Here is a 19,317-nt window from a genome sequence, read left to right on the forward strand (position 1 = left end):
GGTGGCCGGAACCATGAAGGTCCGGCCACCCCGGCGGCACGTTTCTGCTGAAGCGGCCGAGCGCTCAGCCCTCCTCGGCGTGGGAGACCGCGCGGCGCGCGTCCGCGTCCAGGACGCCCCAGCTGATCAGCTGCTCGGTCAGGACCGAGGGCGACTGGTCGTAGATGACGGCGAGTGTGCGCAGGTCGTCCTGGCGGATCGAGAGCACCTTGCCGTTGTAGTCACCGCGCTGCGACTGGATCGTGGCCGCGTACCGCTGCAGGGGACCCGCCTTCTCGGCCGGCACATGGGCCAGCCGCTCCAGGTCCAGGACCAGCTTCGGCGGCGGCTCGGCGGCACCGCCCGGCGTGGTGCCCGGCAGCAGCTCCTGCACCGGAACGCCGTAGAAATCCGCCAGCTCGGCAAGGCGCTGCACGGTCACGGCACGGTCGCCGCGCTCGTACGATCCGACCACGACCGCCTTCCAGCGTCCCTGGGACTTCTCCTCGACACCGTGGAGGGAAAGGCCCTGCTGGGTGCGGATGGCCCGGAGCTTGGCCCCGAGCTGTTTGGCGTATTCGCTGGACATATAGCTCCCCGGCACTGTGTCGACGCAGCTGGTGTGGTTCCATGCCGCGCGGCTGGTAACTCACTGTGAGGTTACGCAGCGTGACTCTTCTGCGTCAAGCCGAATGGTCCACACCGACTCTTCCGTGGTATCAGCATCTGATTACGCCAAGGGGGTGATCAGGGCAGTCGTCGCGGCCTGCTACCGTGGATGGCGCAATTCCGGCGTCCTTTAAGGTCCGTCCCGTGAGGCGGAGAAGGAGCTCCGTTTTAAATGGACAAGCAGCAGGACATCCAGCAGGACTCAGAGCGGTCCGAGGCCCGGCCCGTTCTCGAAGGCCCTGACATCGCGCGGGTGTTGACCCGCATCGCCCACGAGATCGTCGAGCGCGCCAAGGGCGCCGACGACGTGGTGCTCCTCGGTATCCCCACCCGAGGTGTCTTCCTCGCCCAGCGGCTCGGCCGCAAGCTCGAGGAGATCACCGACCGGAAGATTCCGATCGGTTCGCTCGACATCACCATGTACCGCGACGACCTGCGCATGCATCCGCCGCGTGCGCTGGCCCGTACGGACATCCCCGGTGACGGAGTCGACGGCCGCCTCGTCGTCCTCGTCGACGACGTGCTCTTCTCCGGCCGCACCATCCGCGCCGCGCTCGACGCGCTGAACGACATCGGCCGTCCGCGCGCCGTGCAGCTCGCGGTCCTCGTCGACCGCGGCCACCGTGAACTGCCCATCCGCGCCGACTATGTCGGCAAGAACCTCCCCACGTCGTTGCGGGAGACGGTCAAGGTCCAGCTCGCCGAGGAGGACGGTCGCGACACCGTGCTGCTCGGTGTGAAGCCGACCCAGTAGCAAGCGGCCAGCGTGTGCCCCGGTATGCCCTGGCATACGCCCGCTTGCCCGGAATCTCCCAAAACTGAACTGCCTTACGGAGCCTGAAAGATGCAGCGTCATCTCATCTCGGCCGCCGACCTCACCCGCGACGACGCCGTCCAGATCCTCGACACCGCCGAGGAGATGGCCCGGGTCGCCGACCGGCCGATCAAGAAACTGCCGACCTTGCGCGGCCGTACCGTCGTCAACCTCTTCTTCGAGGACTCGACGCGGACCCGGATCTCCTTCGAAGCGGCGGAGAAGCGCCTGTCCGCCGATGTCATCAACTTCTCGGCCAAGGGGTCCTCGGTGTCGAAGGGCGAGTCCCTGAAGGACACCGCCCAGACCCTCGAAGCCATGGGGGTCGACGCCGTCGTCATCCGGCACGGCGCCTCCGGAGCGCCGTACACCCTGGCCAACTCCGGCTGGATCGACGCCGCCGTCATCAACGCCGGCGACGGCACCCACCAGCACCCCACGCAGGCCCTGTTGGACGCCTTCACCATGCGGCGGCGCCTGGTCGGGCGGGACGCCGGGATAGGGCAGGACCTCGAGGGCAAGCGCATCACGATCGTCGGCGACATCCTGCACAGCCGCGTCGCCCGCTCCAACGTCGACCTGCTGCACACCCTCGGCGCAAACGTCACGCTCGTCGCCCCGCCCACCCTGCTGCCGGTCGGCATCGAGACCTGGCCGTGCGAGGTGGCGTACGACCTGGACAGCACGTTGCCCAAGTCCGACGCGGTGATGATGCTGCGGGTCCAGCGCGAGCGGATGAACGCCGCCTTCTTCCCGACCGAGCGCGAGTACTCGCGGCGCTACGGCCTCGACGGCGACCGCATGGCGAAGATGCCCGAGCACTCCATCGTGATGCACCCCGGGCCGATGGTCCGCGGCATGGAGATCACCGCCGAGGTCGCCGACTCCGAGCGCTGCACCGCCATCGAGCAGGTCGCAAACGGAGTCTCCATCCGGATGGCCGTCCTGTACCTGCTGCTGGGCGGCAGCGAGCCGGCCGTCAGCCACCCCCGTACCGAGGAGAAGTAAGACAGATGAGCAAGATCCTGATCCGTGGTGCGAAGGTGCTCGGCGGGGAGCCGCAGGACGTCCTGATCGAGGGCGCGCAGATCGCGGCCGTGGGTACCGGTCTGTCGGACGAGGGCGCCGAGGTCGTCGAGGCGGGCGGCAAGGTGCTGCTGCCGGGCCTCGTCGATCTGCACACCCATCTGCGGGAGCCGGGGCGCGAGGACTCCGAGACCGTGCTGACCGGTACCCGTGCGGCGGCGAGCGGCGGCTACACGGCCGTGTTCGCCATGGCCAACACCTTCCCGGTCGCCGACACCGCCGGTGTCGTCGAGCAGGTGTACCGGCTCGGCCAGGAGCACGGCTACTGCGATGTGCAGCCCATCGGCGCCGTCACCGTCGGCCTGGACGGCAAGAAGCTGGCCGAGCTGGGCGCCATGCACGAGTCGGCGGCCGGAGTCACCGTCTTCTCCGACGACGGCAAGTGCGTCGACGACGCCGTGATCATGCGCCGTGCGCTGGAGTACGTGAAGGCCTTCGGCGGCGTAATCGCCCAGCACGCGCAGGAGCCGCGGCTGACCGAAGGCGCCCAGATGAACGAGGGCGTCGTCTCCGCCGAACTGGGTCTGGGCGGCTGGCCGGCGGTGGCCGAAGAATCGATCATCGCCCGGGATGTCCTGCTCGCCGAGCACGTCGGCTCCCGCGTCCACATCTGCCATCTGTCGACCGCCGGCTCCGTCGAGATCATCCGCTGGGCCAAGTCCCGCGGCATCGACGTCACCGCCGAGGTCACCCCGCACCACCTCCTCCTCACCGACGAGCTGGTCCGGACGTACAACCCGGTCTACAAGGTCAACCCGCCGCTGCGCACCGAGCGCGATGTGCTCGCCCTGCGCGAGGCGCTCGCCGACGGCACGATCGACATCGTCGCCACCGACCACGCCCCGCACCCGCACGAGGACAAGGACTGCGAGTGGGCCGCGGCCGCCATGGGCATGGTCGGCCTGGAGACCGCGTTGTCAGTGGTCCAGGAGACGATGGTGGACACCGGGCTCCTCACCTGGGCCGGGGTCGCCGACCGCATGTCCTTCAAGCCCGCCCGGATCGGGCAGGTGGGCGGGCACGGCCGCCCCGTCTCGGCTGGTGAGCCCGCCAACCTCACGCTCGTCGACACGGAATACCGTGGGTCCGTGGACCCCAAGGGCTTCGCCTCGCGCAGCCGCAACACTCCGTACCAGGGGCGTGAGCTGCCGGGCCGTGTGACGCACACGTGGCTCCGGGGCAAGGCCACGCTCGTCGACGGGAAGCTCACGTGACACCTCTGCATCTGACGCACCTGGCCGCCGATCAGAAGTCGGCGGAGGTGACCGACTGGGCCGCCCGCATCGGCTGGCTCGTCGGCCTCGCCCTCTTCGTCGCGCTCATCTACTGGCTGATGCGTGAGGGCTGGAAGTGGCGCGGCACGCTCCAGGGAGACCTGCCCGAGCTGCCCAGCGCGCCGGACGAGCCCGGTGCGGCGAGACTGACGATGAGCGGCCGCTACCACGGCTCCACCACCGCCGGGCAGTGGCTCGACCGCATCGTGGCGCACGGCCTCGGCACCCGCAGCCGGGTCGAGCTCACGCTGACGGACGAAGGACTGGACGTCGTACGCCCCGGCGCGACCGACTTCTTCGTCCCCCGGGCGGCCCTGCGTGAGGCGCGGCTCGACAAGGGCATCGCCGGCAAGGTGCTCACCGAGGGCGGACTGCTCGTGGTGACCTGGGCGCACGGCGAGCGGCTGCTCGACTCCGGGTTCCGCGCCGACACGGCCGCCGAGCACAACGAGTGGGTCGACGTCATTAACTCCATGATCAACACCAACAGCACGGAAGGCGCCGAACGATGACGACCTCCACCAGGGGAGCCGCCAAGGTTCCCGCCGTCCTCGTCCTGGAGGACGGCCGGACGTTCCGCGGCCGTGCCTACGGGGCCGTGGGGGTCACCTTCGGCGAGGCCGTGTTCTCCACCGGCATGACCGGCTACCAGGAGACCCTCACCGACCCGTCGTACCACCGCCAGGTCGTCGTGATGACCGCCCCGCACGTCGGCAACACCGGCGTCAACGACGAGGACCCCGAGAGCAAGCAGATCTGGGTCGCGGGCTATGTCGTACGCGACCCCGCGCGCGTGCCCTCCAACTGGCGCTCCCGGCGCTCGCTGGACGACGAGCTGCGCCGGCAGGGCGTCGTCGGCATCTCCGGCATCGACACGCGCGCGCTGACGCGTCATCTGCGTGAGCGCGGCGCCATGCGCGTCGGCATCTTCTCCGGCAACGCACTGCCCGACGAGGGCACCATGCTCGCCGAAGTGCGCCAGGCCCCCGAGATGAAGGGCGCGAACCTCTCGGCCGAGGTCGCCACCAAGGAGGCGTACGTCGTCCCCGCGATCGGTGAGAAGAAGTTCACCGTCGCCGCCGTGGACCTCGGCATCAAGGGCATGACCCCGCACCGGATGGCCGAGCGCGGCATCGAGGTGCATGTGCTGCCCGCGACGGCCACGGCCGAGGACGTGTTCGCCGTCGAGCCGGACGGCGTGTTCTTCTCCAACGGCCCCGGTGACCCGGCCACCGCCGACCACCCGGTCTCCGTGATGCGGGCCGTGCTCGAGCGCGGCACCCCGCTCTTCGGCATCTGCTTCGGCAATCAGATCCTCGGGCGCGCGCTCGGCTTCGGCACGTACAAGCTGAAGTACGGCCATCGCGGCATCAACCAGCCGGTGCAGGACCGTACGACCGGCAAGGTCGAGGTCACCGCCCACAACCACGGCTTCGCCGTCGACGCACCGCTCGACAAGGTCTCCGAGACCCCCTACGGCCGCGCCGAGGTCTCCCACGTGTGCCTCAACGACAACGTGGTGGAGGGGCTGCAGCTCCTCGATCGGCCGGCCTTCAGCGTCCAGTACCACCCCGAAGCGGCAGCGGGCCCGCACGACGCCGCCTACCTGTTCGACCGCTTCGTATCCCTGATGGAGGGCCAGCGTGCCTAAGCGCACCGATATCCAGTCCGTCCTGGTCATCGGCTCCGGCCCGATCGTCATCGGCCAGGCCGCCGAGTTCGACTACTCCGGCACCCAGGCGTGCCGGGTGCTCAAGGCCGAAGGCCTGCGCGTCATCCTCGTCAACTCCAATCCGGCGACGATCATGACCGACCCGGAGATCGCCGACGCGACCTACGTCGAGCCGATCACCCCGGAGTTCGTCGAGAAGATCATCGCCAAGGAGCAGCCGGACGCCCTGCTGCCCACCCTGGGCGGTCAGACGGCACTCAACACGGCGATCTCGCTGCACGAGAACGGCGTACTGGCGAAGTACGGCGTCGAGCTGATCGGCGCCAACGTCGAAGCGATCCACAAGGGCGAGGACCGCGACCAGTTCAAGGTGGTCGTCGAAGCCGTCCGCGCCAAGATCGGCCACGGCGAGTCCGCCCGCTCGGTCATCTGCCACTCCATGGACGACATCCTCAAGGGCGTCGAGACCCTCGGCGGCTACCCCGTCGTCGTGCGCCCGTCCTTCACCATGGGCGGCGCCGGCTCCGGCTTCGCGCACGACGAGGAGGAGCTGCGCCGCATCGCCGGGCAGGGCCTCACGCTGTCGCCGACCACCGAGGTGCTCCTGGAGGAGTCCATCCTCGGCTGGAAGGAGTACGAGCTGGAGCTGATGCGCGACAAGCACGACAACGTCGTGGTCGTCTGCTCCATCGAGAACTTCGACCCCATGGGTGTGCACACCGGCGACTCGATCACCGTCGCGCCCGCGATGACACTGACCGACCGCGAGTACCAGATTCTCCGGGACATCGGCATCGCCGTCATCCGCGAGGTCGGCGTCGACACCGGCGGCTGCAACATTCAGTTCGCGGTGAACCCCGAAGACGGCCGGGTCATTGTCATCGAGATGAACCCGCGCGTGTCGCGTTCGTCGGCGCTCGCCTCCAAGGCGACCGGCTTCCCGATCGCCAAGATCGCCGCGAAGCTCGCCGTCGGCTACACGCTCGACGAGATCCCGAACGACATCACGCAGGAGACCCCGGCCTCCTTCGAGCCGACCCTCGACTACGTCGTGGTCAAGGCGCCGCGGTTCGCCTTCGAGAAGTTCCCGCAGGCCGACTCCACGCTGACCACCACCATGAAGTCGGTCGGCGAGGCCATGGCCATCGGCCGCAACTTCACCGAGGCGTTCCAGAAGGCGCTGCGCTCGCTGGAGAAGAAGGGCAGCCAGTTCACGTTCGTCGGTGAGACCGGCGACAAGGAGGAGCTGCTGCGTGAGGCCGTACGGCCCACCGACGGCCGTATCAACGCCGTCATGCAGGCCATCCGCGCGGGCGCCACGCCCGAGGAGGTCTTCGAGTCGACGAAGATCGACCCGTGGTTCGTCGACCAGCTCTTCCTCATCAAGGAGATCGCCGACGAACTCGCCGCGGCGCCGGAGCTGACCCCGGATCTGCTCGCCGAGGCCAAGCGGCACGGCTTCTCCGACCAGCAGATCGGCGAGATCCGCGGCCTGCGCGAGGACGTCGTCCGCGAGGTCCGGCACGCCCTCGGTATCCGACCCGTCTACAAGACGGTCGACACCTGCGCCGCCGAATTCGCCGCCAGGACGCCGTACTTCTACTCCTCCTACGACGAGGAGACGGAGGTCGCTTCGCGTGAGAAGCCAGCCGTCATCATCCTGGGCTCCGGCCCCAACCGCATCGGCCAGGGCATCGAGTTCGACTACTCCTGCGTCCACGCCTCCTTCGCGCTGAGCGACGCCGGGTACGAGACCGTGATGGTCAACTGCAACCCCGAGACGGTCTCCACGGACTACGACACCTCCGACCGCCTGTACTTCGAGCCGCTGACGCTGGAAGACGTGCTGGAGATCGTCCACGCGGAGTCCCTCGCCGGGCCGATCGCCGGTGTCGTCGTCCAGCTGGGCGGCCAGACGCCGCTGGGCCTGGCGCAGGCGTTGAAGGACAACGGCGTACCGGTCGTCGGCACGCCGCCGGAGGCCATCCACGCCGCCGAGGACCGCGGCGCCTTCGGCCGAGTCCTCAAGGAGGCCGGCCTCCCGGCCCCCAAGCACGGCACCGCCACCACCTTCGCCGAGGCCAAGGCCATCGCCGACGAGATCGGCTACCCGGTCCTGGTCAGGCCGTCGTACGTGCTCGGCGGGCGCGGCATGGAGATCGTGTACGACGAGACCCGGCTGTCCGCCTACATCGCCGAGTCGACCGAGATCAGCCCCACCCGGCCGGTGCTGGTCGACCGCTTCCTCGACGACGCCATCGAGATCGACGTCGACGCGCTCTACGACGGCCAGGAGCTCTACCTCGGCGGTGTGATGGAGCACATCGAGGAAGCCGGGATCCACTCCGGCGACTCGGCGTGCGCGCTGCCCCCGATCACGCTCGGCGGCTTCGACATCAAGCGGCTGCGCGCGTCGACGGAGGCCATCGCGAAGGGCGTCGGCGTCCGCGGCCTGATCAACATCCAGTTCGCGATGGCGGGCGACATCCTGTACGTCCTCGAAGCCAACCCGCGCGCCTCGCGCACCGTGCCCTTCACCTCGAAGGCCACCGCGGTGCCGCTGGCGAAGGCAGCCGCCCGGATCTCGCTGGGCGCGACCATCGTCCAACTGCGCACGGAGGGCCTGCTTCCGGCGACCGGCGACGGCGGCGAACTCCCGCTGGACGCGCCGATCTCCGTGAAGGAAGCGGTCATGCCGTGGTCGCGCTTCCGTGACATCCACGGACGGGGCGTCGACACGGTCCTCGGCCCGGAGATGCGCTCCACCGGCGAGGTCATGGGCATCGACTCCGTCTTCGGCACGGCGTACGCCAAGTCGCAGGCGGGCGCCTACGGTCCGCTGCCGACGAAGGGCCGCGCCTTCATCTCCGTCGCCAACCGCGACAAGCGCTCGATGATCTTCCCGGCGCGTGAACTCGTCGCCCACGGCTTCGAGTTGCTCGCCACGTCCGGCACGGCCGAGGTCCTCAAGCGCAACGGCATCCACGCCACCGTCGTACGCAAGCAGTCCGAGGGCACCGGCCCGAACGGCGAGCGGACCATCGTCCAGCTCATCCACGACGGCGAGGTCGACCTCATCGTCAACACCCCGTACGGCACCGGCGGCCGCCTCGACGGCTACGACATCCGCACGGCGGCCGTGGCCCGGTCCGTACCGTGCCTGACGACGGTTCAGGCGCTCGCCGCCGCCGTCCAGGGCATCGACGCCCTCAACCACGGTGATGTGGGCGTGCGCTCACTCCAGGAACATGCGCGGTTCATGACCGCGGCCCGCGACTAGCAGCCCTGAGGGGGACATCGGAAACGGTGTCCCCCTCTTCATGAGGACACAGTGATGTACAAGCACTTCTTCCGTCTGGCGTTCCAGCGGATGGACCCGGAACAGGCCCACCATCTGGCGTTCCGCTGGATCCGCCTCGCCGTCCGCATCCCCGTGCTGCGCACGTTCGTCGCGGCCGTGCTCGCGCCCCGCTACAAGGAGCTGCGCACCGAGGCGTTCGGGCTGCGCATGCACGGCCCCTTCGGGCTCGCCGCCGGCTTCGACAAGAACGCGATCGCCATCGACGGCATGTCGATGCTGGGCTTCGACCATGTCGAGATCGGCACGGTCACCGGGGAGGCGCAGCCGGGCAATCCCAAGAAGCGGCTGTTCCGGCTGGTGCCGGACCGGGCGCTGATCAACCGCATGGGCTTCAACAACGAGGGCTCGCTGGCCGTCGCCGCCCGGCTGGCCTCCCGTACGCCGGTTTTCAAGACCGTCGTGGGCGTGAACATCGGCAAGACCAAGGTCGTCCCGGAGGCCGAGGCGGCCGGGGACTATGTGAAGTCGACGGAGCGCCTCGCGCCGTACGCCGACTACCTGGTCGTGAACGTCTCCTCGCCGAACACGCCCGGCCTGCGCAACCTGCAGGCCGTGGATCACCTGCGCCCCCTCCTGAGCGCCGTCCGTGAGGCCGCCGACCGTGCGGTCACCGACCGCCGCGTCCCGCTGCTGGTGAAGATCGCGCCGGACCTCGCCGACGAGGACGTCGACGCGGTCGCCGACCTGGCCGTCGAGCTCGGTCTGGACGGGATCATCGCCACGAACACCACTATCGCGCGCGAGGGCCTCGGTTTGACATCCGAACCCTCGCTGATCCAGGAGACCGGCGGACTCTCGGGCGCCCCCCTCAAGGAGCGCTCCCTGGAGGTGCTGCGCCGCCTCTACGCGCGCGTGGGGGACCGGATCACCCTCGTGGGCGTCGGCGGCATCGAGGACGCCGAGGACGCCTGGCAGCGCATCCTCGCCGGCGCCACCCTCGTCCAGGGCTACAGCGCCTTCGTCTACGAAGGCCCCTTCTACGCCCGTGCCATCCACAAGGGCCTCGCCGCCCGCCTGAGCACCAGCCCGTACGCCACCCTCGCCGACGCGGTCGGCGCCGACGTTAGGAAGGCCGCATGAGCCCGGAGCCCTTCGGCGCACGCCTGCGCCGCGCCATGGACGAGCGCGGCCCGCTGTGCGTCGGCATCGACCCGCACGCCTCCCTGCTCAGCGAGTGGGGCCTGAGCGACGACATCGCGGGCCTGGAGCGGTTCAGCCGCACGGTCGTCGAGGCGCTGGCCGACCGGATCGCCGTCCTCAAGCCGCAGAGCGCGTTCTTCGAGCGCTTCGGATCGCGGGGTGTCGCCGTCCTGGAGGAGACGGTCGCTCAGGCCCGTGCTGCCGGTGCGCTGGTCGTGATGGACGCCAAGCGGGGCGACATCGGCTCGACCATGGCCGCGTACGCCGAGTCCTTCCTGCGGAAGGACTCCCCGCTCTTCTCGGACGCGCTGACGGTCTCGCCGTATCTGGGCTACGGCTCGCTCAGCCCGGCCGTCGCGCTGGCCCGGGAGAGCGGCACGGGCCTGTTCGTGCTGGCGCTCACCTCCAACCCCGAGGGCCGCGAGGTCCAGCACGCCGTCCGCTCCGACGGGCGGACCGTCGGAGCGACGATGCTGGCACACCTGGCCGCCGAGAACGCGGGGGAGGAGCCGCTGGGCTCCTTCGGGGCGGTCGTCGGCGCCACGCTCGGCGATCTGTCGTCGTACGACCTCGACATCAACGGTCCGCTCCTCGCACCCGGGATCGGCGCCCAGGGGGCCACTCCGGCCGACCTTCCCGGGGTCTTCGGCGCGGCGGTGCGCAACGTCGTTCCGAACGTCAGCCGGGGCGTGCTGCGGTACGGGCCCGACGTCGGCGCGCTGCGGGGGGCCGCCGAGCGGTTCGCGGAGGAGATCCGGGCGGCCGTGACCACCGCCTGAGGCGTTCGAACAGGGTCGTACCAGTCCTCCGATGAGTGCCTCGGAACCGACTTGAGCCTGAATACATTCTCAAATCCGGGGCAGTATGTCGTAAATGTCCGTCTCCAGGGAGGCTGACCAGGACTTTTCCGCTGTTCTCGCTGACTCTGGCGGACTTGGCCGCTAGTCTCCGAGCAGAGTGAACGGGCAAGCGTGTTGCTCGTAGCTCCCCAGGTGTGGGGCGACTAGGTTCCTCACCGGTCCGTATCCGACAGTTCAACATCCGAGGTGACGTAGGCGTGGCTCTTCCGCCCCTTACCCCTGAACAGCGCGCAGCCGCGCTCGAAAAGGCCGCCGCGGCTCGCCGGGAGCGGGCCGAGGTCAAGAATCGACTCAAGCACTCCGGCGCCTCCCTTCACGAGGTCATCAAGCAGGGCCAGGAGAACGACGTCATCGGCAAGATGAAGGTCTCCGCCCTCCTCGAGTCCCTGCCGGGCGTGGGCAAGGTCCGCGCCAAGCAGATCATGGAGCGACTCGGCATCTCCGAGAGCCGTCGTGTGCGCGGCCTCGGCTCGAACCAGATCGCTTCCCTGGAGCGTGAGTTCGGCAGCACCGGCTCCTGAGTCCGGCCATGCGGGCAGGGAGTCCCGGGCATGCCGGGATAGCTGGAATAATCGCTGCATGAGTGAACGTCCGCGGCTGACCGTGCTCTCCGGCCCCTCCGGGGTCGGCAAGAGCACGGTCGTCGCCCATATGCGCAAGGAACACCCCGAGGTCTGGCTCTCGGTGTCGGCGACGACCCGTAAGCCCCGCCCCGGCGAGCGGCATGGGGTCCACTACTTCTTCGTCACCGACGAGGAGATGGACAAGCTGATCGCCAATGGCGAGCTGCTGGAGTGGGCGGAATTCGCCGGCAACCGCTACGGCACACCCCGCAGGGCCGTGCTGGAGCGCCTGGAGGCGGGTGAGCCCGTCCTTCTGGAGATCGACCTCCAGGGTGCCCGGCAGGTCCGCGAGTCCATGCGGGAGGCCCAGCTGGTGTTCCTGGCTCCTCCCTCCTGGGAGGAGCTGGTGCGCAGACTCACCGGACGCGGCACGGAGCCGCCCGAGGTGATCGAGCGGCGTCTGGACGCCGCGAAGGTCGAGCTGGAGGCCGAGCCGGAGTTCGATGTGACCTTGGTCAACACCTCCGTCGAGGACGTGGCGCGCGAGCTGCTAGCCTTGGTGGACGTTGTGTGATCGTTTTCGATCTCATCCCATCTGTCGGAAGGTAGAGCGTGTCCTCTTCCATCACCGCGCCCGAGGGCATCATCAACCCGCCGATCGACGAGTTGCTTGAGGCCACTGACTCGAAGTACAGCCTGGTGATCTACGCGGCCAAGCGTGCCCGCCAGATCAACGCGTACTACTCGCAGCTCGGCGAGGGTCTCCTTGAGTACGTCGGTCCGCTCGTCGACACCCACGTCCACGAGAAGCCGCTCTCGATCGCCCTGCGTGAGATCAACGCGGGTCTGCTGACGTCCGAGGCCGTTGAGGGTCCGGCGCAGTAGTATTTACAGCTTGCAGCTGACTTTTCCACAGGCCCGGCAGCGCGACTGCCGGGCCTGTGGTGTGTAGTGGAGTCGTACGTTTGCCGAGTCCGGGGAGAGACGGTGGACAAGCCCAAGGTCGTTCTGGGGGTCAGCGGTGGCATCGCTGCCTACAAGGCGTGCGAGCTGCTGCGCAGACTCACCGAGTCCGGCCATGACGTGCGAGTCGTGCCGACGGCCTCCGCCCTGCACTTCGTCGGCGCCGCCACCTGGTCCGCGCTCTCCGGCCACCCGGTCTCGACGGAGGTCTGGGACGACGTCCACGAGGTCCCGCACGTCCGTATCGGCCAGCACGCCGATCTGGTGGTCGTCGCCCCGGCGACCGCCGACATGCTCGCGAAGGCGGCCCACGGCCTCGCCGACGACCTGCTCACCAACACTCTCCTCACGGCCCGCTGCCCGGTCGTCTTCGCTCCCGCCATGCACACGGAGATGTGGGAGCACCCGGCCACCCAGGAAAACGTGGCGACGCTGCGCCGCCGTGGTGCGATCGTCATCGAACCGGCCGTGGGCCGCCTCACCGGCGTCGACACCGGCAAGGGCCGGCTGCCCGAGCCCGCCGAGATCTTCGAGGTCTGCCGTCGCGTCCTCGCCCGGGGAGTGCGGGAACCCGACCTGGCCGGACGGCACGTCGTCGTCAGCGCGGGCGGCACCCGCGAGCCCCTCGACCCGGTCCGCTTCCTCGGCAACCGCTCCTCCGGCAAGCAGGGCTACGCCCTCGCCCGTACCGCCGCGGCGCGCGGCGCCCGTGTGACGCTGATCGCCGCGAACGCGGCCCTGCCCGACCCGGCGGGTGTGGATGTCGTGCCGGTCGGGACGGCCGTACAACTGCGTGAGGCGGTACTGAAGGCCGCTGCGGACGCCGACGCGGTCGTCATGGCCGCCGCGGTCGCGGACTTCCGCCCGGCGACCTACGCGGCCGGAAAGATCAAAAAGAGAGACGGCCAGGACCCGGACCCCATCGTGCTGGTGCGGAATCCGGACATCCTCGCGGAGATCTCGGCCGACCGCGCCCGCCCCGGACAGGTGATCGTCGGCTTCGCCGCCGAGACGGACGACGTCCTGGCCAACGGACGCAAGAAGCTGGCACGCAAGGGCTGTGACCTGCTGGTGGTGAACGAGGTGGGGGAGCGCAAGACGTTCGGCGCCGAGGAGAACGAGGCGGTCGTGCTGGGCGCCGACGGCACCGAGACCCCCGTCGCGCACGGCCCCAAGGAAGCCCTGGCCGAAACTGTGTGGGACCTGGTGGCCCAGCGGCTGCTGTGAACGTTTCATTCGCTTCACGGCTCTCCCACGCCTCGGACATAGAGGCGTGGCACCCCTGGCCAAGGTCACCGTGGATTGGGCAGAATGCCCGTGCCGCAGGTCACCGTGCTCCCGAGTGGCGAGACAGGAGGACCGACGGCCGAGCCGACCGATAAACTGTTCTCGGACGGAGCCGGGCGCAGCCCCCGAGCCCGTCCGACCATGATCAGCCAGCAGCCGCTGCAACCCCAGGGAGCGTTGTGTCCCGTCGCCTGTTCACCTCGGAGTCTGTGACCGAGGGCCACCCCGACAAGATCGCTGACCAGATCAGCGACACCATTCTCGACGCGCTTCTGCGCGAGGACCCGACGTCCCGGGTCGCCGTCGAGACGCTGATCACGACCGGCCTGGTGCATGTGGCCGGCGAGGTCACCACCAAGACGTACGCGGACATCGCGACGCTTGTCCGCAACAAGGTCCTCGAGATCGGCTACGACTCCTCGAAGAAGGGCTTCGACGGCGCCTCCTGCGGTGTGTCGGTGTCCATCGGCGCGCAGTCCCCGGACATCGCGCAGGGCGTCGACACGGCGTACGAGAACCGCGTCGAGGGCGACGAGGACGAGCTGGACAAGCAGGGCGCGGGCGACCAGGGCCTGATGTTCGGCTACGCGACGGACGAGACGCCGACGCTGATGCCGCTGCCGATCTTCCTGGCGCACCGTCTGTCGAAGCGCCTGTCCGAAGTCCGCAAGAACGGCACCATCCCGTACCTGCGCCCCGACGGCAAGACCCAGGTCACCATCGAGTACGACGGCGACAAGGCCGTCCGCCTCGACACGGTCGTGGTCTCCTCGCAGCACGCGAGCGACATCGACCTGGAGTCCCTGCTCGCCCCCGACATCCGCGAGTTCGTCGTGGAGGCCGAGCTGAAGGCGCTCCTGGACGAGGGCATCAAGCTCGACACCGAGAACTACCGCCTGCTGGTCAACCCGACCGGCCGCTTCGAGATCGGCGGCCCGATGGGCGACGCCGGCCTCACCGGCCGCAAGATCATCATCGACACGTACGGCGGCATGGCCCGCCACGGCGGCGGCGCGTTCTCCGGCAAGGACCCGTCCAAGGTGGACCGTTCTGCCGCGTACGCGATGCGCTGGGTCGCCAAGAACGTCGTGGCCGCGGGTCTCGCCTCCCGCTGCGAGGTCCAGGTCGCCTATGCGATCGGCAAGGCCGAGCCGGTCGGTCTCTTCGTCGAGACCTTCGGCACCGCCAAGATCGACCACGAGAAGATCGAGAAGGCGATCGACGAGGTCTTCGACCTCCGCCCGGCCGCCATCATCCGCGACCTCGACCTCCTCCGCCCGATCTACGCCCAGACCGCCGCATACGGCCACTTCGGCCGTGAGCTCCCCGAGTTCACCTGGGAGCGCACGGACCGCGTGGACGCATTGCGGCAGGCGGCGGGGCTGTAGGTCTGTAGGTCCCACGGCTTTCTGCGAGGCCCGGTGCCCCTTCGGGGCGCCGGGCCTCGGTGCGTTTCCGGCCCCCGGGACCTCGGGCGCCGCTGGTTGTCAGTGGCGTTTGGAAGAATGCAAGGGTGAGCAGCGAGAACGGGCAGGGGGAAGGTGGCGTGGAGGGTGCGCCGCCTGAGCAGCTCGCGCTCATTCGGGAGAGTGTGCGCCAGGCGAAGGCGCCGCGGGCGAAGCCGCGGACGTGGCGGGGGGCCGCGCTCGCGAAGGAGCTGCCTGTTGCGCGGGTGCTGGTGGACAAGGGGGTGCTGCATCTTGATCGGTACTTCGACTACGCGGTGCCCGAGGAGCTCGACGCCGAGGCGCAGCCGGGGGTGCGGGTGCGGGTGCGGTTCGGGGCCGGGCGGCATCGGGTGCGGGACGGGCGGCGTGAGGGCGGCGGGCTGATCGACGGGTTTCTCGTCGAGCGGCGGGCCGAGTCCGACTACGCGGGGCCGTTGGCCGCGCTGGCCCAAGTGGTGTCGCCCGAGCCCGTGTTGAGCGAGGAACTGCTCGGACTGGCTCGCGCGGTCGCCGATCGGTATGCGGGGAGTCTCGCCGATGTGTTGCAGCTCGCGGTGCCGCCGCGCAGCGCGCGGGCCGAGCAACGGCCGTCGCCCGAGCCGTTGTCCGCGCCCGGGGTGCCGGATGTGGGGTCATGGGCGCGGTACGAGCGAGGGGGCGCGTTTCTTGAGGCGTTGGCCTCCGGGGGTGCGCCGCGTGCTGTGTGGAATGCGCTGCCCGGTGCCGATGCTTGGAGCGATGAGCTGGCCCGGGCCGTTGTGGCGACGCTCGCCTCCGGACGCGGGGCGCTGGTCGTGCTGCCGGACGGGCGGGCCGTTGCGCGGGTCGACGCCGCGTTGACCTCGCTGCTGGGGGAGGGGCGGCATGCGGTGCTCACCGCCGATGCCGGGCCCGAGAAGCGGTATCGGGAGTGGCTGGCGGTGCGGCGGGGGTCCGTGCGAGCCGTCGTGGGGACGCGGGCCGCGATGTTCGCACCTGTGCGGGATCTCGGGCTCGTCGCCATCTGGGACGACGGCGACGACAGCCACAGCGAGCTGCATGCGCCGCAGCCGCATGCGCGTGAGGTGCTGCTGCTCCGGGCCGCCCAGGACAAGTGCGCCTTTCTGCTGGGCGGTTGGAGCTGCACGGTGGAGGCCGCGCAGCTCGTGGAGAGCGGGTGGGCGAGGCCACTGGTGGCGGCGCGCGAGCAGGTGCGGGGCGCCGCGCCGCTCGTACGGACCGTGGGTGACTTGGATCTCGCGCGGGACGAGGCCGCGCGGGCGGCACGGCTGCCGAGCCTTGCCTGGCAGGTCGTCAGGGACGCCTTGCGCACCGGGCCGGTGCTCGTGCAGGTGCCGCGGCGGGGGTACGTGCCGCGGATGGCCTGCGCGCAGTGCCGGACGCCGGCGCGGTGCCGGCATTGCGTCGGGCCGATGGAGGGGCAGGACGCCGGGGCGCTGCGGTGCGGCTGGTGCGGGCGCGAGGAGGGCGCCTGGCACTGTCCGGAGTGCGGGTCGTTCCGGCTGCGGGCGCAGGTCGTGGGGGCGCGGCGGACCGCCGAGGAACTGGGGCGTGCCTTCCCGGCCGTTCCGGTGCGGACGTCGGGGCGTGAGCATGTGCTGGACACCGTCCCGGGGGCTCCCGCACTGGTCGTGAGTACGCCCGGGGCCGAGCCGGTTGCCGAGGGCGGATATGCGGCGGCCCTGCTGCTGGACGGCTGGGCCATGCTCGGGCGGCCCGATCTGCGCGCCGGCGAGGATGCGTTGCGGCGGTGGATCGCCGCGTCCGCGCTTGTCCGGCCGCAGGGGGAAGGCGGCACCGTGGTGGTCGTCGCCGAACCCACGTTGCGGCCCGTGCAGGCGCTGGTGCGGTGGGATCCCGTCGGCCATGCGGTACGGGAGCTCGGTGAGCGCGCCGAGCTGGGGTTTCCGCCGGTGTCGCGGATGGCTGCCGTGACCGGGCCGGGAGAGGCCGTCGCGGAGTTCCTGGAGGCGGTGGAACTGCCTCGGGAAGCCCAGGTGTTGGGGCCCGTGCCGGTGCCTGCCACGGCCGTGGGGGGACCGCGGCGAGTGGGGGCGCCGCCGCCCGGGGAGCACTGGGACCGGGCCTTGATCCGGGTGCCGCCGGGGCGGGGGGCTGCGCTGGCCGCCGCGTTGAAGGCCGCGCAGGCTGCGCGGATGGCCAAGGGGGGCGGGGAGGCGGTTCGGGTTCGGATTGATCCGCCGGACATTGGGTGAGGGGAGGGGGATGCATTCTGCGGGCCGGTGGGGGCTGGTCGCGCCCACGCGGCGGAGCCGCACATTGATACAGCCCCGCGCCCCTTCGGGGCGCTGCCGGGCCCGGCATGCTTCTGCCCTCCCGGTTCCGTTCCGGGAGGGCAGTGCGGGCGTCGTCAGCCGTTGCGCGGGCCCGGGAAGGCCGTCGGCCTGGCCTCGTCGCGGAGGGCCGGGCTGCCTGCCGTCGGCTGGGTCGGCATGGAGCGGGCGGCGGGGACCGTCGGCATCGTGGGGAAGCCGGTGTTGACGTTGACCGTGCGGGCGCTCTTCGGCTCCGTGGGGTGCTCGGCCTCGGTGGCCGTCTGCGTCGCGGCACGGCGTGATCCGTAACGGCGGTGCACGGCCTGCTTGGTGACGCCGAGTGCGGAGCCCACCGCGTCCCAGGAGAAGCCGAGTGAGCGGTCGAAATCCACGGCGGCCGTGACCAGGGTCTCGACACTGTCGCGCAGTTCTTGCGCGAGGCGGACCGTCGGGGCGGGGGCGCGTCCGTAGACGACGAAGCCCGTGGACGGGCCGGAGCGGCGCGGGCGGTAGACGTTGCCCAACTGGGCGGTGAGGGTGCGCAGTGCGTCCACCTGCCGGCGGACCCGCTCGATGTCCCGCACCAGCAAGTGCAGGCTGGCCCGAGCCTGGGCGTCGTGGGTTGCGTGGTCGGCCATGAACAAGCCTCTCGAACCGGCGTTGAAAAGGATCGGGCCGCGCGATGTGCGGCCCTTGTGGTCAACTCTTTCTTGACCAACGCGGATTCGCTCCGCGGGTCACGCAGAGGGGGCGTATGGGCATATGCGTGCGCCCTTGTCACTCGGGCGTGCGCTGGCGCTCCGCGGAACGAGGGGGTGCATTCTGCGGGCCGGTGGGGGCTGGTCGCGCCCACGCGGCGGAGCCGCACATTGATACAGCCCTGCGCCCCTTCGGGGCGCTGCCGAACCGCACGGGACTTCGCCGGCGCCATAGACTGGTGCGTCGCCCGTCCAACCCCCGCCCGAGAGGCCCGTACCCAGCCATGAAGCTCGTCTTCGCCGGGACCCCCGAGGTCGCCGTTCCCGCACTGGACGCTCTGATCGCCTCTGGGCGGCACGAGGTGGCCGCTGTCGTCACGCGGCCCGATGCGCCGGCCGGGCGGGGACGCAGGCTGGTCGCGAGTCCGGTCGCCGAGCGGGCGGTGGAGGCCGGGATCGAGGTGCTGAAGCCCGCCAAGCCGCGGGACCCCGTATTCCTGGAGCGGCTCAAGGAGATCGCGCCGGACTGCTGTCCGGTCGTGGCGTACGGCGCCCTGCTGCCCCGCGTGGCGCTCGACATCCCCGCCCACGGCTGGGTCAATCTGCACTTCTCGCTGCTGCCCGCCTGGCGGGGAGCGGCACCCGTGCAGCACGCCATCATGGCCGGCGACGAGATGACGGGCGCCTCGACCTTCCTCATCGAGGAGGGGCTCGACTCCGGGCCCGTCTACGGCACCGTGACCGAGACGATCCGGCCCACCGACACCAGCGGCGACCTGCTGACCCGGCTCGCCTTCGCCGGCGCCGGGCTGCTCGCCGCGACCATGGACGGCATCGAGGACGGCACCCTGAAGGCCGTACCGCAGCCGTCCGAAGTCATCACCATGGCCCCGAAGATCACCGTCGAGGACGCCCGCATCGACTGGTCGGCGCCCGCCCTGCGGGTCGACCGCGTCGTACGCGGATGCACGCCGGCCCCCGGCGCCTGGACCACGATCCACGGTGAGCGGCTCAAGCTCATCCAGGTCGCCACCGTGCCCGACCGCGACGAACTCGCCCCGGGTGTCCTCTCCGTCGGCAAGAACCATGTGTACGTCGGCACGGGCTCGTACGCCGTCGAACTGCTCTGGGTCCAGGCCCAGGGCAAGAAGCCGATGCGGGCGGCCGACTGGGCGCGTGGCGTGCGGGACGCCGACGGCGAGACGCTGGGCGCGTAACGCCGCGGTC

The 19,317-nt window shown here is 70.3% G+C and carries 17 protein-coding genes; 15 read left to right on the forward strand and 2 right to left on the reverse strand.

The features are described 5' to 3' along the window. Positions 1-64: 64 nt before the first annotated feature. On the reverse strand, positions 65-568 hold the full coding sequence (bldD, locus tag AB0I98_RS30355) for a transcriptional regulator BldD (protein ID WP_062722566.1): 504 nt from the start codon (positions 566-568) through the stop codon (positions 65-67). A 252-nt stretch (positions 569-820) separates the two neighbouring features. Between bldD and pyrR the strand changes: the two genes are divergently transcribed. The 14 genes from pyrR (at position 821) to AB0I98_RS30425 (ending at position 17,332) form a co-directional block, all read left to right on the forward strand. Then, complete coding sequence (gene pyrR / locus AB0I98_RS30360; protein ID WP_362947610.1) at positions 821-1,402, forward strand: bifunctional pyr operon transcriptional regulator/uracil phosphoribosyltransferase PyrR; 582 nt, start codon at positions 821-823, stop codon at positions 1,400-1,402. Between the two features lie 90 nt (positions 1,403-1,492). After that, complete coding sequence (locus tag AB0I98_RS30365; protein ID WP_362947611.1) at positions 1,493-2,470, forward strand: aspartate carbamoyltransferase catalytic subunit; 978 nt, start codon at positions 1,493-1,495, stop codon at positions 2,468-2,470. A 5-nt stretch (positions 2,471-2,475) separates the two neighbouring features. Next, positions 2,476-3,762 carry a dihydroorotase gene (locus AB0I98_RS30370; RefSeq protein ID WP_362947613.1) on the forward strand — a complete coding sequence of 429 codons (1,287 nt, stop codon included), beginning with the start codon at positions 2,476-2,478 and terminating at the stop codon, positions 3,760-3,762. Continuing rightward, positions 3,759-4,334 carry a hypothetical protein gene (locus AB0I98_RS30375; RefSeq protein ID WP_362947615.1) on the forward strand — a complete coding sequence of 192 codons (576 nt, stop codon included), beginning with the start codon at positions 3,759-3,761 and terminating at the stop codon, positions 4,332-4,334. The genes AB0I98_RS30370 and AB0I98_RS30375 overlap by 4 nt, the downstream gene beginning before the upstream one ends. Next, positions 4,331-5,473, forward strand: coding sequence for a glutamine-hydrolyzing carbamoyl-phosphate synthase small subunit (gene carA / locus AB0I98_RS30380; protein ID WP_362947616.1), 1,143 nt, complete (start codon positions 4,331-4,333; stop codon positions 5,471-5,473). Before AB0I98_RS30375 ends, carA begins: the two co-directional genes overlap by 4 nt. Further along, entirely contained in the window at positions 5,466-8,774 is a 3,309-nt protein-coding gene (gene carB, locus AB0I98_RS30385) for a carbamoyl-phosphate synthase large subunit (protein ID WP_362947618.1), read from the forward strand. Before carA ends, carB begins: the two co-directional genes overlap by 8 nt. 54 nt (positions 8,775-8,828) lie before the next feature. Continuing rightward, entirely contained in the window at positions 8,829-9,935 is a 1,107-nt protein-coding gene (locus AB0I98_RS30390; RefSeq protein WP_362947620.1) for a quinone-dependent dihydroorotate dehydrogenase, read from the forward strand. After that, entirely contained in the window at positions 9,932-10,774 is an 843-nt protein-coding gene (gene pyrF, locus AB0I98_RS30395; RefSeq protein ID WP_362947621.1) for an orotidine-5'-phosphate decarboxylase, read from the forward strand. Before AB0I98_RS30390 ends, pyrF begins: the two co-directional genes overlap by 4 nt. Before the next feature lie 278 nt (positions 10,775-11,052). Then, positions 11,053-11,376, forward strand: a complete 324-nt coding sequence (locus AB0I98_RS30400) for an integration host factor (protein WP_003977346.1) — start codon at positions 11,053-11,055, stop codon at positions 11,374-11,376. Positions 11,377-11,434: 58 nt separating this feature from the next. Further along, entirely contained in the window at positions 11,435-11,992 is a 558-nt protein-coding gene (gene gmk, locus AB0I98_RS30405; protein WP_362947622.1) for a guanylate kinase, read from the forward strand. A 38-nt stretch (positions 11,993-12,030) separates the two neighbouring features. After that, positions 12,031-12,303, forward strand: a complete 273-nt coding sequence (gene rpoZ / locus AB0I98_RS30410; RefSeq protein WP_003982715.1) for a DNA-directed RNA polymerase subunit omega — start codon at positions 12,031-12,033, stop codon at positions 12,301-12,303. Positions 12,304-12,405: 102 nt separating this feature from the next. Continuing rightward, positions 12,406-13,608 carry a bifunctional phosphopantothenoylcysteine decarboxylase/phosphopantothenate--cysteine ligase CoaBC gene (gene coaBC, locus AB0I98_RS30415; RefSeq protein ID WP_362947623.1) on the forward strand — a complete coding sequence of 401 codons (1,203 nt, stop codon included), beginning with the start codon at positions 12,406-12,408 and terminating at the stop codon, positions 13,606-13,608. 239 nt (positions 13,609-13,847) lie between these two features. After that, a complete protein-coding gene (gene metK, locus AB0I98_RS30420; protein ID WP_362947624.1) occupies positions 13,848-15,056 on the forward strand; it encodes a methionine adenosyltransferase in 1,209 nt (402 codons plus the stop codon). A 125-nt stretch (positions 15,057-15,181) separates the two neighbouring features. Then, positions 15,182-17,332, forward strand: coding sequence for a primosomal protein N' (locus tag AB0I98_RS30425; RefSeq protein ID WP_362947625.1), 2,151 nt, complete (start codon positions 15,182-15,184; stop codon positions 17,330-17,332). 155 nt (positions 17,333-17,487) lie between these two features. On the opposite strand, the gene AB0I98_RS30430 is transcribed toward AB0I98_RS30425, so the two are convergent. Continuing rightward, complete coding sequence (locus tag AB0I98_RS30430) at positions 17,488-18,030, reverse strand: hypothetical protein (RefSeq protein ID WP_362947626.1); 543 nt, start codon at positions 18,028-18,030, stop codon at positions 17,488-17,490. A 344-nt stretch (positions 18,031-18,374) separates the two neighbouring features. On the opposite strand from AB0I98_RS30430, the gene fmt reads away from it, so the two are divergent. Further along, on the forward strand, positions 18,375-19,307 hold the full coding sequence (fmt, locus tag AB0I98_RS30435) for a methionyl-tRNA formyltransferase (RefSeq protein WP_362947627.1): 933 nt from the start codon (positions 18,375-18,377) through the stop codon (positions 19,305-19,307). Positions 19,308-19,317 lie beyond the last annotated feature (10 nt).

The organism is Streptomyces sp. NPDC050211 (assembly GCF_040656035.1).
Taxonomy (GTDB): Bacteria; Actinomycetota; Actinomycetes; order Streptomycetales; family Streptomycetaceae; genus Streptomyces.